The following is a 16,680-nucleotide window of genomic DNA, read 5'->3' as shown; positions in this document are numbered from 1 at the left end:
GTGAATTTTGATGTTATTTGGTAATTACTAAAGTTTTTGCAGGTTCGATAAGTTCTGATATGTAGGTATATCCTATTCCTATAAGAATTGCAAATCCAAAACTTATGAGGGTTCCTATCAAAATATACTCTGTTAATTTTCTGTCTTTGGTTTTTGATAAATCTCCATAACGAAAGACAGATTTTGCAGCTAATAGAAAGCCGATACCTTCCCAGTGATTACTTATAATAAAGATAAAAACAAAGGTACGTTCTAACATGCCTATATAGGCGCCAGCCATCTCTAATGAATCAGAGTCATCTTGTATATCCCATCTTGATATGATAGTTTTCATTAGTACTGATGTGACTATAGTGGTAGATATAATAGATACGATAAATAGTAATACGATTGGGTGTTGTAAAAATAGGATTTCTACTTTATAGGGGTGATAATACCCCACTACCAATGCAATTATCAAAAGGTGTAATATTTGATCTGCAAAGAATAGCACTCTCTTATTGAAGGTTTGATTTAAAGTGGTTTTTAGGAGGTCAATAATAAAATGCGATATGATAGTTATTAGGATGCCTACCCAGTATGTCATATTAAAAAGTAGAATAACAAGTAATAGTACCGTATGTATAGCAATGTGTATGTATAGATAAACAGATTTGTGTTTTTTTTGTTCTTTGTCTTGTACCCATGAGGTTGGTTGAAATAAAAAATCCCCCATTAAATGTGATAGAAGTAATTTAAGAGCTAGTGTTATCATTTGGTGTGTATGTAATTTTGATAATATGTGATCATTTTTTTGACTTCGTCATGTCCAACCCTTTTGAGACCTGCACTTATAGTACTTTGTGTTTTGTCTAATAGTGATGCTAATTGTTGTTGTGTCATGTCTGGATATTCTAGAGCTGTTTTCATAATTTTTGAATATTCTGGACTCCAATTATCCATTGTAAGGTTACCTAATTGTATCATGGTGTTCATAGATACATCAAAATCGCTCCAGGGGCTTTTTATGGCAAGTGTATGTTTTTTTAGTTGTTCAAAACATTCTCCAGAATTAATAAACGCGCTACCATTAGATTCTTTGATAGTATTATTTTGAAATGTTTTATTGCCTATACCTATTGCCATTCGTACATCAAGTGGTTTGTATTGTTTTATGGTTGCTTTTATAAGTATAGCGGCTTCTAATGCTTTGTTGACGGGCACTTCTAATTGAAAACTATCTCCTCTATAAATCTCCCATTGAGAAGGTTGTGCTCCATATTTATTGAGTTCGGTTTTTAGTGATGATAACCATAGTTGCGGTTCAACTTTTCTGGAGTTTATAATATCGCCTGTAATAATACTGATCATCATTAGTGTTGAGTCAAAGTTTTGTAAAAAGGAGTAAATATATGCTTTTTAATCGATAATAAAAATAATTATCACCTAAAAAGACGATATTTTAAATTATCGTTTAATTAGGTGATAATTTTGATTATGGATAAATTAATCTATAATCGATTACTTATCTAGACTTTTATAATTTATACATAAATAACCTTTTTGAATAGCGTTAGGGATAGTAGCAGAAATCCCACAGCCCGACCCAAGGAGGAGCGAGGAATTGTAGCGAATAGCCCGCTCGAACGCCCAAAGATTATGTTTTTAATAGCAAAATAACCCCTCTCGACATGTTATTGAGGCGGTGTTGCATAAAAAAATTGTTCTTCAGTAATTTTTCCGTTTTGTACCTGATATACGCAAACTTCTTCTATTTGCATACGTCCTTGCCCTTTAAAAGTACAATCCATTTTCATCGAACAGCTAAAATGGTTGTCAGCTACAATTGGATCAGAGATTTGTCCGCCATGAAACTCTTCGACAGTGGCATACCAATCTTGACTTTTTTTGGTTACTTGGTCTTTACCCGATGTAATCGAATTAGGCATTCCGGGCATTTCTTTACTTACGATGTTTTGATCATACAATTCGCTAATGGCTTGCATGTTTTCTCCTAGTCGACATAATTCGACTAAGCGAGAAGCTACTTGTTGTGTGTTCATTAGTTTTAAGTTTTAGACATACATATTCTATAAAATTTGTGCAGTTAACTTGTATTATTTATTAGAAAATCCATAGACGTAAGCCCAATTCAAAAAAAATATTGAGTATCCGTATTTTCTGATGCTCGTTTATTGATTCTTTGAAATGAGAATGTTAGCATGAGGAGATTTTTAATCAAAAAAACTCAAAATGATTTCTAATACAAGAACTGGGTATAAATTACAAAAAAAGAGTGAATATAGATATTACCCCAATACCTTTTTGTAAGTTTTTAAGCAGCGTTCTCTTGCCATTTTGTGATCGACTATCGGCATAGGGTAGGAGAGTTCATTTAGGTCTTTTACCCAAGTATGAATGTATGTATGTTGTTTATCAAATTTAGTGATTTGCGTTGTTGGATTAAATATTCTGAAGTAGGGTGCAGCATCTACACCAGACCCTGATGCCCATTGCCAGTTACCTACATTTGCAGACATATCATAGTCAATCAATTTTTCTGCAAAATATGCTTCTCCCCATCTCCAATCTATCAACAAATGTTTGCATAAAAAACTTGCCACTACCATTCGCACCCTATTGTGCATATATCCGGTTTGATTAAGTTGTCTCATTCCTGCATCTACCAAAGGGTATCCTGTTTGTCCCAGTGTCCACTTTTTGAATTCATTTTCATTATTACGCCATTCGATCCTATCGTATTTGGGCTTAAATGATGAACTTTTGGTGTAGGGGTAGTGCCATAAAATTTGCATAAAAAACTCTCTCCAAATTAATTCTGACCAAAATATTTCGTTTTCTTCTGCAATGGCTTTTTTTACAATAGATCGAATCCCGACCGTTCCGAAACGTAGATGAGGTCCGATTCTAGAGGTTCCGTTTTCTTTTGAGGGAAAGTTTCTGGTTTCTTCATAATTCTGAATTAGTTCTGAAGATGCATTATAATTGGGGACTTTTATGGATGAGGTGATGAATCCCATCTCATCTAATGTTGTATTTGGTAAGTCTTGATCTTGAATTAGTTTATGAAGATGTTTCTTGGTTGGGTATATCTTAAGTTTAGAAATATCAAAAAGTTCTTTCCATTTATTTTTGTAAGGAGTGTATACCACATAAGGGTTTCCGTCTGCCTTTACAACTTCATCTTTTTCGAATATAACTTGGTCTTTGTATGTAATAAGGTCAATGCCTTTTTCTTTTAAAAGGTCACTAATCATAGAATCACGTTCTCTGGCATAAGGTTCATAGTCGTGATTGGTGTATACATTTTGTATTGAATACTTGTCAAGAAGCTGTTTAAAAACTGTTTCTGGAGTATCATAATAGATACCCAAAGAGCTCTGATAGGTGTTCTTAAGTTCATGCCTTATTTTTTGAAGTGTTTCAAAAATAAATGTTACCCGTGCATCGTTCTTTGGTAAATGATCTAAAATAGTAGGGTCAAAAATAAATATAGGAAGTACGGTGTGTTCGCTTTCTAGCGCAGCAAGAAGTCCTATATTATCATCTAGTCTAAGATCTCGTCTAAACCAAAATACTGAAACTTGTTTTGACATAGGTTATGATATATTAAGCGTTGACATACCACCATCAACGCCAATAACTTGTCCGGTTATCCAACTACTGTCGTCACTTAATAAAAACCGTGCAATATGTGCAATGTCTTCTGCTTGTCCCACTCGTTTCATAGGGTGACGATTACTCATAAGTTCTTGTTTTTTTTCATTTCCTAATAATCTCTTTGCAAGTGTTGTATCTGTAAGTGAAGGAGCAATAACATTTACCCTGAATTGTGGTGCGTATTCTGCTGCCAATGCTTTTGCAAATCCTTCGATGGCACCTTTTGCTGCTGCAATACTTGTATGAAACGGCATACCTACTTTTACCGCTACGGTACTAAAAAATACCAGACTAGCTTGTTCTGAGTTTTTAAGTCGTGGCAATATTTGATGTATAATTTTTATTAAAAACATAAAATTGATTTGCATGTCTTCATAAAAAGCATCAGGAGAGAGCATTTTAAAAGGCTTCAAGTTGATGCTTCCGGGACAATATACAAATCCATCAATTCTTTCGGGAAGGGCAGAAGTATCAATTTCATCTTTTGAGGCATCATAAGGTATGTGCGTTACTTCTAAATTTCCGAGGTTTTCGGATGTTCTAGATGCAATAAAAATAGTATGTTCGCTGTATAGTTTTAAGGCAATTTCAAACCCTATTCCGTGACTACCTCCAATAAGCAAGATGTTTTTTCTCATTATTTGTGGTTTTATTTTTTTAGTATATTTTATAGCTTAGATTCTCGAAGAAGAAACATATTTATAGACTCAAGGTAACAATACTTCGAATATGAAAAAAATTATGTGAACTCAATTGTTTGATTAGCTTCATTTGGGAAGGAACCAAATAACTCAATTAATTTTTTTGTACGGTATTCGAAGATTTCAGTTAGCTTCGGTTTTACAAGAATAGGATGCACTAGTTGCCCTAAAATGCCAAATGGAACTTTATAATCAATAATATCTTCCATTTCTACTCCTCCGGGAATTTCTTTAATAAAGTGTTTATGATGCCATAAGGCATAAGGACCAAATCGTTGCTCATCTACAAAATATTGATGGTCCTTGACATGTGTTATTTCTGTAACCCATTTATTTTTAATCCCAGCGATTGGAGTAACTATATATTGGATAATTTGCCCTGGGTACATATCACGATCAGCACCAGATAAAATTTCAAATCCCATGTAATCAGGGGTAATGGTTTTTAGGTTTCCGGGGTCTGAAAGAAATTGCCAAGCCTCTTGTAGAGAGATAGGGAGATTTTGTTTTGATTTTAAAGTATATATTTTCATAAAGTCGTGCTAATTCTATAAATAATCCTTAAAAATACAATCGTTTTGTTTAACAAAAAAGACTTATTCGTTAAACAATTTTTTTTAAGAGTAATTTAAGAATTAACAGTCGTCACAACATTGGTCAGGTTTTACCAGTTTGCAAGTTAGTACAGCTAATAATGCTCCTATTATAGGAGCGATGTAATACAGCCATTGGTGTTCCCAGTGACCTGATAAAAGTGCTGGTCCTAAGGATCTTGCTGGGTTCATCGAGGCATTTGTCATTGGACCTGCAAACATGGCTTCTAGTAATACAACACCCCCAATTGCAACTCCTGCCATAATTCCTATTTCTTTGGCACCTGTAGAGACATTAATAATTACAACCATCAAGAAATAGGTAAGCAATAATTCTAATATAAATGCTCTGGGTTCATCAAGTACGGGTATTGTTCCTCCTAAAAATTCACTTTGAGGAAAAAGGTATCGTAGCACACTACTTGCTGCTATAGCTCCAATACATTGCGCAAGAATATATTTTGGAACTTCTTTCCATTTGAATTTTTTAGCATAAGCAAAAGCAATGGTCACGGCTGGATTAAAATGTGCTCCGGATATTTCTCCGAATGCATAAATCATAGCCATTACAATTAATCCCCATGTGATTGCAATACCTACATGTGTGACATCTCCATTGGTAACTTCATTGACAGCCATAGCCCCTGTGCCACAAAAAACCAAAATAAATGTTCCTATACTTTCTGAAATATATGTCCTCATTGTCTTTATTAATGAAGGCAAAGATACTACTCCTTATTTTAAGTTTTTGTTAACTCTAAAGACATTCGTAATTCTTAATTTCGTCATAATCAAAAAACAAAAACATTATAAATACTACACACAATGAAAAAGGTTATTTTATTTATATCTGTTGCTATATTCTCTTTGGGAATAGAAGCTCAGGTAAAAGCGCCACAACCAAGTCCTGCATCAAAAATTAATCAGGTAATTGGATTAACAGATGTATCTGTAGAATATTCTCGTCCTAGTATGAAGGGAAGAACTATTTTCGGAGATTTAGTACCTTATGACAAGTTATGGAGAACAGGTGCTAATAAGAACACGATGATCACATTTGGTGACGATGTAAAGGTAGGTGGTAAAGAACTTAAAAAAGGATCGTACGCTATTTTTACCAAGCCAGGTAAAGAAAGTTGGGAAATTACTTTTTACAGTGATACAGAGAATTGGGGAACACCAAAGAAATGGGATGATGCTAAAGTTGCTGCAAAAATTTCAGCAAAAGTAAGTACAATCCCTATGAAGGTTGAAACGTTTACTCTTATGTTCAGTGACCTTAAAATGGATTCTGGGGTTCTTAATTTTATTTGGGAAACTACAGAAGTAGCTATTACTATAGAAGTGCCTTCAAAAGAGATGACTGTTGCGAGTATAGAAAAGACCATGGCTGGTCCATCGGCGAATGACTATTATAAAGCAGCGGCTTTTTATCTAGAGACAGAAGATTTTGCAAAAGCGAAAACTCATATTGATAAAGCTATATCACTTCGTAAAGAACCTGCATTTTGGATGTATAGAAAGCAGTCGTTAATCTATGCAAAAGCTGGAGATAAAGAAGGAGCAGTAAAGGCTGCAAAAACTTCATTAGAATTGGCTGAGAAAGCAGGTAATTCTGATTATGTAAAGATGAATAAAGACTCCCTTTTAGAGTGGGGGGCACAATAGACACTCTTTTTTTTCACACACATCACGTTAAGAAGCGTCTTCCTACCTACGGGAGGCGCTTCTTTTTTATTTTTTAATTGGTATTATTTACATAATGAAGCCCTATTATATTTCTAACCGAATCAAGAAGACTAATTAACTCAATACTCCTATCAAAACTCATAATAGTACTTTCTTTACAATCTTGAGAGAGCATTTTTTGAGCATGGATAATTTCATAACTGTATCCATGAGTTTTGGTGTCAAAATTTATTTTTTCTGATACTCCATTTTTTTGGATGGTTAGATGAGAAGGTTCGTGAAATTTACTGTGTATAAAAATGGTTCCTTTTTCACATTCAATAATAGCTTCTGTATTTGTTTTTTGTGTAATGCTACTAAAAAGAGAGGCTATTACATCATTTTTGTAAAAAAGTTGCATCGTACACGATTCATCAACTCCTGTTTTACCTAAAGTGGCTTCGGCTTCAATTTTTTCGGGATATCCTAAAATGCTTACTGCAGCAAATAATGGATATATACCGACATCGAGAAGACTTCCTCCTCCTAAGTTTTTATTAAATAATCTTTCGTCAGGATTAAAGTCTGCAGCAAAACCAAAATCTGCCTTTATTTTTTTTACAGCGCCAAATTCTTTTGATTCTAATGCGTTTAAAACATATTGATAATGAGGAAGAAAATAGGTCCATAAACCTTCCATTAAAAATACATTGTTGTTTTTTGCCGTGTCAATCATTTCTTCTACCTGAATTCTGTTCATTGCAAAAGGTTTTTCGCATAAAACTGCTTTTTTATGACGTAGACACATCAACGTATTTTCGTAGTGAAATACATGAGGAGTGGCAATGTAAATAATATCTATATCCGAATTTTTAGAAAGTTCTTCGTAGGTTCCGTAACAATGTACTGCATTATAGGTGTCTCCGAAATTCTTTGCTTTTTCTAAACTACGACTAGAAACTGCAAATAATAAGGCATCTGGTACGGTACTTAAATCTTGCGCAAATTTGTGGGCTATTTTACCACAACCTATAATTCCCCATTTTGTTTTTTTAATCGTATTCATCAAACTATATGTTTTATAGTTGTATTGATTTTTCTAGATATTGTGTTTTTGTGGATCGGTATTTTTTTGATTCGGCACACCTATTTGAAATAGAATAGCTAAAAACATAACGACCCCACAACCTAAAGCATTAAGCCAAAGAAAAGGGAGCCAATCAAGCCACCATACATAAATAATAATAACCTGAGTAATTAGTGCTGCAACAAAGGTGGCATTACTTTTAACGAATTTAACAAAGAAAGCTAGCATAAATATACCTAATACATTTCCATAAAAAATAGAACCAATAATATTTACCAATTGTATCAGATTGTCGAATAGGTTTGCAAAACAGGCAATTAGAATAGCTAGGATTCCCCAACATAAGGTAAAAAGCATTGTCATTTGCACATAGTGTTTTTCACTTTTTTCTTCACCAACATTTCTTTTGTACAAATCTATTGTAGTAGTAGATGCCAATGCATTTAACTCTGATGCTGTAGACGACATTGCGGCACATAGGATTACAGCTAGTAATAAACCGATTAACCCTCTTGGTAGGTTGTTTAATATAAAATGTATAAAAACGTAATCTTTGTCATTAGTCTCTTGGTTAGGATCGGCTTTATGTATAAGTGTTTTGGCTTGTTCTCTAATTTTTTCTTCGGCACTATTTAGTTCTTGAATTTTCTCCTTGTACTCGGTCCCTTTTTCTGTATCAATATACTTCTGAATAGCAATTTTTTTGTCATTTTCAATTTCGATTTTTTTTAATTCCAGTCTGCTGTATTCATCAAGATATTCTGAGTTTTCGATGGCAATTTTTGTTGATGGATTAAAATTAAGAGGGGAGGCGTTAAATTGATAAAAAACAAATACCATAACCCCAACTAAAAGAATGAAAAATTGCATGGGCACTTTCATCAAACCATTAAATAAAAGTCCTAATTGACTTTCTTTTATAGATTTACCAGATAAATAACGCTGTACTTGACTTTGATCTGTTCCGAAATATGAAAGCATTAAAAAAGTTCCTCCCAAAATACCTGTCCAAAAGGTATATCTGTTATTTAGATCAAAAGAAAAATCTAAAACTTCCATTTTGCCACTTGCACCAGCAATTTCTAGAGCTTTAGAAAAAGTTATATTTTCGGGTAGGTAACTAATGACAAGAAAAAAAGCGATAAACATTCCTGTAAAGATAATTCCCATTTGATGTTTTTGAGTAACACTTACGGCTTTGGTTCCGCCAGAGACGGTATAGATAATTACAAGAATACCGATAATAATATTTAGAGAGGTAAGATTCCACCCTAGTACTGCTGAAAGTATAATCGCTGGAGCAAAAATAGTAATCCCCGCACCAAGTCCTCGTTGCACCAAAAATAATATTGCAGTAAGACTGCGGGTTTTTAGGTCAAACCTACTTTCTAGATATTCGTAGGCAGTGTATACATTAAGTTTGTGATATAAGGGAATGAAAATCATGCAGATAACTACCATCGCAATAGGCAGTCCAAAATAAAATTGAACAAATCCCATACCACTATGAAATGCCTGTCCTGGAGCAGAAAGAAAAGTAATAGCACTTGCTTGCGTTGCCATTACAGAAAGACCAATGGTCCACCATTTTGCATCGTTTCCTCCTCTAATGTAATCCTTTACATTTTTGCTGCCTCGGGTTTTCCAGGCGCCATAGGATACAATAGCTGTCAATGTTGTAATAAGTACAATCCAATCAATAAGTTGCATAGAGTAAAAGGGATATAATTACTAGTGAGAAAAATGATCTGTAATAAAATAGAATATTAATATATAGATGGCATTAGCTATAAGAATGGCTGAGTACAATTTTTTCCACACTATTTTTTCTTTCTTTTTTTCCATTTCTATTTAATTATTTTCCTAATGATAATAAGTTTGCAAAGAGACGATATGCCCCTGATACTCCGGCGGGAAACTCTCTAAAGAAGCTAAGACCCGTATAAACATAATATCCTTTACCGTGTTGGGCAACTAACAAAGCTCCTTTTTTTTCGGACTCTCCTTTGTCATTTGCAGCCAAAATAGGAGTGTATTCTTCGGACCATTCATTCGGAAAGTATAAACCACGTTCTTGCACCCAACCTTCAAAATCTTGTGCTGTTATTTTATTGGGAGAACTTAAAACGGCATGTTCTGGGGATAAAAAAGTAATTGTCGCATTTTCATCGGTTACCCGGTCTCTAGATAGTTTTAATGGGTAAGGACCCAAATTTTCTGAAATTTTTAGTCTCCTGTTTGTGTTGTATTGCACGACCAGGTTTCCTCCATTCTTTACATAGTCTAATAAGTATTGTTGTTTAAATTTTAATTCTTCGACGGTATTGTATGCTCGTATACCCATAACAATAGCATCAAAAGATTTTAAACTCTCTGTTGATATTGATTCTGGATCGATGATACTTACTTGATATCCAATTTGGCGAAGGCTTTCTGGGACAATATCTCCAGCTCCTTTTATGTATCCAATGTTTTGCCCTTTCTTTTTAATATCTAAACGTACAATTTTGGTTTCTGCTGGTAAGACTACCGTCTGAAAGGGAATATGGTCATAATCTACCGTAATTACCTCATTACTATATTCAATTCCATTACTTGTAACGACGGGTTTAATGTATCCTTCACTTTGATCTGAAGGAGGTGTCAGAGTAAAAATGACCGTTTTTTCTTCACCTTTTTGTGTGAGAGTAATATCAAATTGATCCGGAGCTATGCTCCATCCTTTAGGATGTTCTAGTTTTACTGTTCCTGTTATGTTTTCTTTTCCAGATTTTATAGTAACTGGGATTTGTTTAGAGGCTTCGGTATCATATATAATTACTTTGTCTTTGAGACTTGCAGAAATTCTGGGTATAATTTCAAAAGGTTGATACATTTCTCCTTTTACAGGGTCATTTTTTTTGTAAACAATATCTCTGGTAAATGGAATGCTTGTACCTTCTATCGATAGTGTAAATAACACCTTAATTTTGTGATCTGTTTCTGGCTTACCTATTAATGTTTGATCTTTAACATCATACATGCCTAGGGATCCTTTTTTATTTAACCAATACGGAGTAGTGTATTCAAAATCATCAGGGATCATACTTGTGAATTTTAACTCATTTTTGGTATTATCGGTTAGCTCTTTTTTTGTAAGTTCATGGATGTTAATTGCATCAATATCGATTGACTGTAATGTAACTTTGCTGGTACTTCGATTGATTGCTTCGATAGAAAGGTTGATAGTGCTTCCTTTGGTAGTGGTAGGTGTATCGGCAACAACTTCTAGGTATAAACCAGCCGCTGCAGATATGATTTCCTTAATCTCTTTAGATTTGATGATTTTCCAGTGTGTATCCTCTAATCCCTGAATCAATTGATAAGCGCGTACTAGTTGCGGAATTGATTTGGACGGGTTTCTAAAATCAAAATCTTTTTCTACCTGATATAGAATTTCACCAATTGCTTGCCCTCCTTTTACCCGATTCCACGAAGTGTCAATCCCTTCAAAAAGATCGCTATTGTCTTTTGGTAATTCACCTTTAATAATTTGTATGTACTCATCTTGATTGCCACGCGTACCTGTACTACCGAATCCTTGAGATTTGTGCTGACTTCTACTGAGTGATGCAATTTCAGAGTTAGAAAGACCTAATTCTGGATAATAGATACCTGTATTAAATTTTAATAAAGAACTCTTATCGGCCTTTTCGAAGTTTTCCCTACTACCGTAAAACCACCAAGATGTATTAAAAAACAGCCTTTTGGGTTGCCATGTATTTGTAAATTTTAATTGTTCGGGGTATATTGATTTATCATTTGTAAGATCAAAAGCTTCTACACTTAACATTGCCGAAGATGTATGATGCCCATGGGTAGAACCAGGAGTTTTATGATCAAAACGATTAATAATGATATCTGGTCTAAAATTTCTAATGGCCCAAACAACGTCACTTAACACTTCTTTTTTATTCCAGATAGAAAGTGTTTCATCGGGGTGCTTAGAGTATCCAAAGTCATTAGCACGTGTAAATAGTTGTTCTCCGCCATCTGTTCTTCTAGCTGCTAATAGTTCTTGTGTTCTTATAACACCTAATAATTCTCGTATTTCTGGACCTACTAGGTTTTGCCCTCCATCACCACGAGTTAAAGACAAATATCCTGTTCTTGCTTTTAGATGATTAGACATATACGATATAAGGCGTGTATTTTCATCATCGGGGTGCGCTGCTACATAAAGGACTGATCCTAGAAAGTTTAATTTTTTTATGGCAAGATGGATCTCAGCTGAATTTGGTTTTTCGGGTTGCTGCGACCAAATAATAAAAGGAAATAACAAAACAATATAAGGTACAAAAAGTAATTTTCGCATAAGTACTGATGAAGTTTTTGATTGAGTTTCATCAAATATAAAAAGATAAACTCCCCAGAATTATGGTTTAAGGATAATTTAACAAGGACCCTAATACTATTATAGACTGTAGATCTATTACTTTTTTCGCTCTACAAACTCTAGTTGATCTAGTGCTACATTCGTGGTAAAAATCCCATAATTTACAATTGCTTTTCCTTTTTCTATGGTATCGATAGTTCCTATAGATTTACCGTCATGCATGCGTACACGGTCTCCAATTTTTAAGGTGATTTTTGGTTTGGATTCAAGAGTTTTTTCTTCTTTCTTTTTTTCTGCAATTTTCTTTTTTCGGATGACCTGAACTTTTTGCTCGACTTCTTTAGCGATTTTGTGTTCTTTGGCTTTTTTGACCTGTCTTTGTTTTGCGTTTTGCTTTTTACGTTTAGAATTTTCTACCTGAACGATTTTAAAAAACTCATTTATAAGCTCTTTTTTTTGTTTATTGTTAAAATATTTTTCGCTTAAAATATCTATTTTTTGTCCAAGATAGATCATTCGTTGATTGGTGTCGTACAATTCCTGATAGCTTTCAAGTTTATTTTGTACACGCTCATTTATTTTTTCTAAACGATCTTTTTCTTCTGCTGCCTTTTGTTCTTTAGTTTTTAGCGTAGAAGTTGTTTTTTGTAATTTTGATCTTTCTTTTTGAAGGTTTGCAATACTTTTGTCAAATCGAATTTTTCCTCGTTCGACTTTTTTCTTAGCCTTATTAATTAAACTATAGGGTATTCCGTTCTTTTGGGCTACTTCAAATGTAAATGAGCTTCCTGCTTCTCCTAGATAGAGTTTAAATAATGGTTCGAGAGTCTTTGCGTCAAAAAGCATATTGGCATTGCTCATATTAGGCAGTTCATTGGCTAACATTTTGAGATTCGCATAGTGTGTTGTAATGATGCCAAATGATTTTCTTTCATAAAAAACTTCGAGAAAAGCTTCTGCAAGGGCTCCACCTAATTCGGGATCACTCCCTGTACCAAATTCATCAATTAGAAATAAGGTTTTGTCATTACATTTTCGCAAGAAGTAATTCATGTTTTTTAAGCGATAACTATAGGTACTCAAATGATTTTCTATGGATTGGTTATCACCAATATCGGTAAGGATAACATCAAATAAGCACATTCTACTGTATTCATGAACAGGTATAAGCATTCCGCTTTGTAGCATAACTTGTAGTAAACCAATAGTTTTTAGGGTTATACTTTTACCACCTGCGTTTGGGCCAGAAATAACAATAATCTGATTACTTTTATTAAGCGTAATTGTTTGAGGATGTGTTTTTTTGCCTTGCGCTTTATTTGTGTGATATAAAATAGGGTGGTATGCATCCTTGAGCGTAAGTTCTCTTTCTTCCGTAATTTTAGGAAGCACAGCGTCTAATTGTTTTGCATATTTTGTTTTTGCAGCTACAATATCAATATCACTAAGATATTCTTGATACTGCTCAAACAATGCTATAAAAGGACGAAGTTGATTTGTGAGGTTTTTTAATATTTTAACGACTTCTTCTCGTTCTTCATATTTTAGGTTACTAAGTTCTCTACTATATTGTAGGGTTGCTTCGGGCTCTATATAAACGATACTTCCTGTTTTAGAATTTCCCATAATAGCACCTTTTACCTTACGGCGATACATTGCTGATACGGCTAGAACACGACGATTATCTACCACGCTTTCTTTAATCTCATCTAAATAGCCAAGACTATTATATCTAGAAAGATCCTTACCAAAACTACCATTTAGTTTTCCTTGTACACTATTGATTTCCTTTCTAAGTATTAGTAATTTAGAAGAGGCATTATCCTTAACTTCACCAAACTTGTCTATTACAGCATCAATGTACAATATTATCTCTTTGGTAAAAGGAACTTGCGTTGATGTTTGGTGTAAGGTAGGGTATAGCTCATTAAATTTTCTCAAGAAAGTGAGTAATTCATTAACAGTAGTGCTAACAGAGGCTATGCGCTTTAAATTTGGAGCTTCAAGAAATGTGTTCTCGATCTTTAATAATTGAATTTCTCTACTGATACTATCAAAGCCATGATTTGGTATTCTAGCATCATTTAGATAGGAAGAAGAATATTCATAGACTTCTTGTAATGCTATATCTACAAGCTCTTTTGTAGCGAATGGGACAATTCCCGTAGCTTTTGCTGTTCCCAAATCGGTAGTACAGAGCGTTGATATATGATCGAGTATTGTACCAAATTCAAGATCATCAAGTGTTTTTTTAGAAATGCGAATCATACTTTTTTTTACCCCTTTTTTGGGTTATATTCGATCGTTTTTTAGAACAGGGCAAAAATACACAATTGCACTAATTTTTGGACATCTATATGAATGTAAATATTGAAACTAGTTGGTATAATCAACTTAAAGGAGAATTTAATGAGCCTTATTTTACCAAGTTAACTGATTTTGTCAGATCAGAATATACATCTTTTACATGTTATCCTAAAGGAAGTAAAATTTTTTCTGCCTTTGATTATTGTACTTTTGATGATCTTAAGGTAGTAATTATTGGGCAAGATCCATATCATGGCCCGGGACAAGCTAATGGTTTATGTTTTTCGGTAAATGAAGGAGTCCCTAATCCTCCCTCATTGGTTAATATTTTTAAGGAAATAGAATCTGATTTGGATATTCCTTTTCCTACGAATGGAAATTTAGAACGTTGGGCGCAGCAAGGAGTTCTTTTGCTAAATGCAACGCTAACAGTTAGGGCACACCAAGCAGGGTCACATCAAAAACAAGGTTGGGAGAAATTTACAGACGCTGTAATAAAATCGATATCTGATCATAAAGAAAACGTTGTTTTCTTATTATGGGGAGGGTATGCAAAGAAGAAAGGGGCTAAAATCGATTTGTCAAAACATACTGTTTTAACTAGTGGGCATCCGTCACCACTAAGTGCGAATAGAGGATTTTGGTTTGGTAATAAGCATTTCAGTAAAGTAAATGAATATCTACAAAACAATAACAAAATTCCTATTGAATGGTAACTACTTGGTTATTATGCTGCGTTAGAAATATCAGAAGCATTTGCACCAGAATTAGAAATACTATTTATTTTAGATTTTTTACTTTGAATTTTTTTTCTGTCTGTATCAACAGATTGCGTACTAAACTTTAATAAGATAAAATTGAAGGCGACTAGACCTGCAAGTATTGACAAAAAAGTTACCATAATAGACATTTTAATTTAACTATTAGATGCACAAACCAAAAAAGGTTGCGTCTTTAATAATAATTAGTTCACGACTGTGGGGGTAGGCGTTGCAAATGTACAAAAATAATTTAGTTATCTTAAAGCTAGGGAGATAGATAATTTAACAATTAATTAATTGTTAAATTATCTGGTTTTATTTGATGTATATGTTATTTGAACTCTTAATTTTTTAAGGTATTCTCTTTTTAACTTCTAATCATTTATTAAAGATTTTATAACATTTGAATTAAAGAAAATAGTTATACCCGATATGCGCATTGAAAAATCTAGTATAACTTTGAGCTACTACAAATACTGTTGCTTCGCTGTATTTTTAATGTCACCATAGCGCTACTACGCTAAAATTAAGAAAACACCAGTATTTATTGTATCTCCATAAAACGGGTTAAAGTTCAAAAGTCAATTTATTCGGTGCTATTTTCTTATCAATAATTTGCAAATCGAATAAGCAATCCTGAATTTCCTGAAGAGTTTCTTGTTTTATTTGAGATTGACTCCATTCAGTTATTTGTATCCATTGTTGTATATCTTCTAGCTTTTGGTCGTATCTATGAGATAAGGTTTTATCAATACTTGGGATTTCTTTAAAGTCAGAAGTAGTCGTATTTATAATATCTAAAATGGTTTTTATTTCTGCTCTGTTCTTAGTTAATATTTCCTCTCTAACTGCAATTACAAAACAGGGCCATGGAGTAGGACAATCTTCAATTCTCCTAAATGTACCATCATCAACCAAAGGTTTTGTAGTAAAATGCTCCCACATAAAATAATCAGCTTTTTGATCAGTAAGATTTTCAATGGCTCCGTTTAAGTTTTTAACTACTTCGAACTGAAGTTTACTTGTGTCCCATTTTTGATGCTGCGCATTTACATATGCCATCAAATGTGATCCAGAACCGTATCTACTAATAGCGGCTTTGGTATTTTCTAATTGAGATATGTCTGTGTATTTTGATTGTGCTGCTACATGAATTCCCCAAATAAGTGGAGTTTGTATGTATGTTTGTACAATTTTACTAGGGTTTCCTGCAATAATATCCTTAATAATACCTTCGGTAAGGATAATAGCTATATCAATATCTTTGTTTCTTAGGGCTTCGCACATCGCTCCTGTCCCGCCAGGAAATTCTGTCCATTGCAATTTTATATTCTCTTTAAGAAAGCTTCCTTCTTCTATTGTAAGATGCCAAGGTAGATTAAAATGTTCTGGTACTCCGCCGATTTTTATGGTATTCATAAAGTATAAAAGTTAATAATTTGTGCTTTTTATCGATTTTTTATGTTTTTTGACGTAAAAATGTAATTAATTGATGTATATTTGAGATATCATTTTCCTACTTATAATT

At 33.6% G+C, this 16,680-nt stretch carries 15 protein-coding genes; 2 read left to right on the top strand and 13 right to left on the bottom strand.

Annotated elements, in window-relative coordinates:
- Positions 1–13: 13 nt before the first annotated feature.
- The 7 genes from DZ60_RS0100175 to DZ60_RS0100145 all read right to left on the bottom strand — a co-directional run bounded on the left by DZ60_RS0100175 (position 14) and on the right by DZ60_RS0100145 (position 5,656).
- The gene (locus tag DZ60_RS0100175; protein WP_025739422.1) at positions 14–754 is read right to left on the bottom strand and encodes a DUF3307 domain-containing protein; all 741 of its coding nucleotides are present in this window, start codon (positions 752–754) and stop codon (positions 14–16) included.
- The gene (locus DZ60_RS0100170; RefSeq protein ID WP_241448694.1) at positions 751–1,353 is read right to left on the bottom strand and encodes a SatD family protein; all 603 of its coding nucleotides are present in this window, start codon (positions 1,351–1,353) and stop codon (positions 751–753) included. Before DZ60_RS0100170 ends, DZ60_RS0100175 begins: the two co-directional genes overlap by 4 nt.
- Before the next feature lie 320 nt (positions 1,354–1,673).
- Complete coding sequence (locus DZ60_RS0100165) at positions 1,674–2,042, bottom strand: SnoaL-like domain-containing protein (RefSeq protein ID WP_025739419.1); 369 nt, start codon at positions 2,040–2,042, stop codon at positions 1,674–1,676.
- Between the two features lie 246 nt (positions 2,043–2,288).
- Complete coding sequence (locus tag DZ60_RS0100160) at positions 2,289–3,596, bottom strand: cryptochrome/photolyase family protein (RefSeq protein WP_025739418.1); 1,308 nt, start codon at positions 3,594–3,596, stop codon at positions 2,289–2,291.
- Between the two features lie 3 nt (positions 3,597–3,599).
- A complete protein-coding gene (locus tag DZ60_RS0100155) occupies positions 3,600–4,298 on the bottom strand; it encodes an SDR family NAD(P)-dependent oxidoreductase (RefSeq protein WP_025739417.1) in 699 nt (232 codons plus the stop codon).
- A gap of 101 nt (positions 4,299–4,399) precedes the next feature.
- Complete coding sequence (locus DZ60_RS0100150; RefSeq protein WP_025739415.1) at positions 4,400–4,894, bottom strand: SRPBCC family protein; 495 nt, start codon at positions 4,892–4,894, stop codon at positions 4,400–4,402.
- 102 nt (positions 4,895–4,996) lie between these two features.
- A complete protein-coding gene (locus DZ60_RS0100145) occupies positions 4,997–5,656 on the bottom strand; it encodes an MIP/aquaporin family protein (RefSeq protein WP_025739413.1) in 660 nt (219 codons plus the stop codon).
- 123 nt (positions 5,657–5,779) lie between these two features.
- On the opposite strand from DZ60_RS0100145, the gene DZ60_RS0100140 reads away from it, so the two are divergent.
- Positions 5,780–6,622, top strand: a complete 843-nt coding sequence (locus DZ60_RS0100140; protein WP_025739411.1) for a DUF2911 domain-containing protein — start codon at positions 5,780–5,782, stop codon at positions 6,620–6,622.
- Positions 6,623–6,695: 73 nt separating this feature from the next.
- Here the strand turns inward: DZ60_RS0100140 and DZ60_RS0100135 are convergent, their stop codons facing one another.
- The 4 genes from DZ60_RS0100135 to DZ60_RS0100120 form a co-directional block, all read right to left on the bottom strand.
- Entirely contained in the window at positions 6,696–7,688 is a 993-nt protein-coding gene (locus DZ60_RS0100135; protein ID WP_025739409.1) for a Gfo/Idh/MocA family protein, read from the bottom strand.
- Positions 7,689–7,721: 33 nt separating this feature from the next.
- Positions 7,722–9,419 (bottom strand): sodium:solute symporter, encoded by a 1,698-nt coding sequence (locus DZ60_RS0100130; RefSeq protein WP_025739408.1) that lies wholly within the window; start codon positions 9,417–9,419, stop codon positions 7,722–7,724.
- Positions 9,420–9,564: 145 nt separating this feature from the next.
- Positions 9,565–12,063: a PIG-L family deacetylase gene (locus tag DZ60_RS0100125; protein WP_025739407.1), complete on the bottom strand. Its 2,499-nt coding sequence runs from the start codon at positions 12,061–12,063 to the stop codon at positions 9,565–9,567.
- A gap of 117 nt (positions 12,064–12,180) precedes the next feature.
- Positions 12,181–14,352, bottom strand: coding sequence for an endonuclease MutS2 (locus DZ60_RS0100120; protein WP_025739405.1), 2,172 nt, complete (start codon positions 14,350–14,352; stop codon positions 12,181–12,183).
- Positions 14,353–14,441: 89 nt separating this feature from the next.
- Here DZ60_RS0100120 and ung point away from each other — a divergent pair, with 89 nt between their 5' ends.
- A complete protein-coding gene (gene ung, locus DZ60_RS0100115; RefSeq protein WP_025739403.1) occupies positions 14,442–15,107 on the top strand; it encodes a uracil-DNA glycosylase in 666 nt (221 codons plus the stop codon).
- Positions 15,108–15,118: 11 nt separating this feature from the next.
- Here ung and DZ60_RS25025 read toward each other — a convergent pair whose 3' ends face one another.
- Together DZ60_RS25025 and DZ60_RS0100105 are read right to left on the bottom strand one after the other, a co-directional pair.
- Positions 15,119–15,292, bottom strand: coding sequence for a hypothetical protein (locus DZ60_RS25025; protein WP_161634353.1), 174 nt, complete (start codon positions 15,290–15,292; stop codon positions 15,119–15,121).
- Between the two features lie 427 nt (positions 15,293–15,719).
- Positions 15,720–16,571, bottom strand: coding sequence for a substrate-binding domain-containing protein (locus DZ60_RS0100105; protein ID WP_025739400.1), 852 nt, complete (start codon positions 16,569–16,571; stop codon positions 15,720–15,722).
- Positions 16,572–16,680: the final 109 nt, after the last annotated feature.

The sequence above is a fragment of the Aquimarina pacifica genome, from assembly GCF_000520955.1.
GTDB lineage: Bacteria > Bacteroidota > Bacteroidia > Flavobacteriales > Flavobacteriaceae > Aquimarina > Aquimarina pacifica.
The sequence above is the reverse complement of the archived record's forward strand: the minus strand, read 5'-3'. Positions and strand labels throughout refer to the sequence as shown.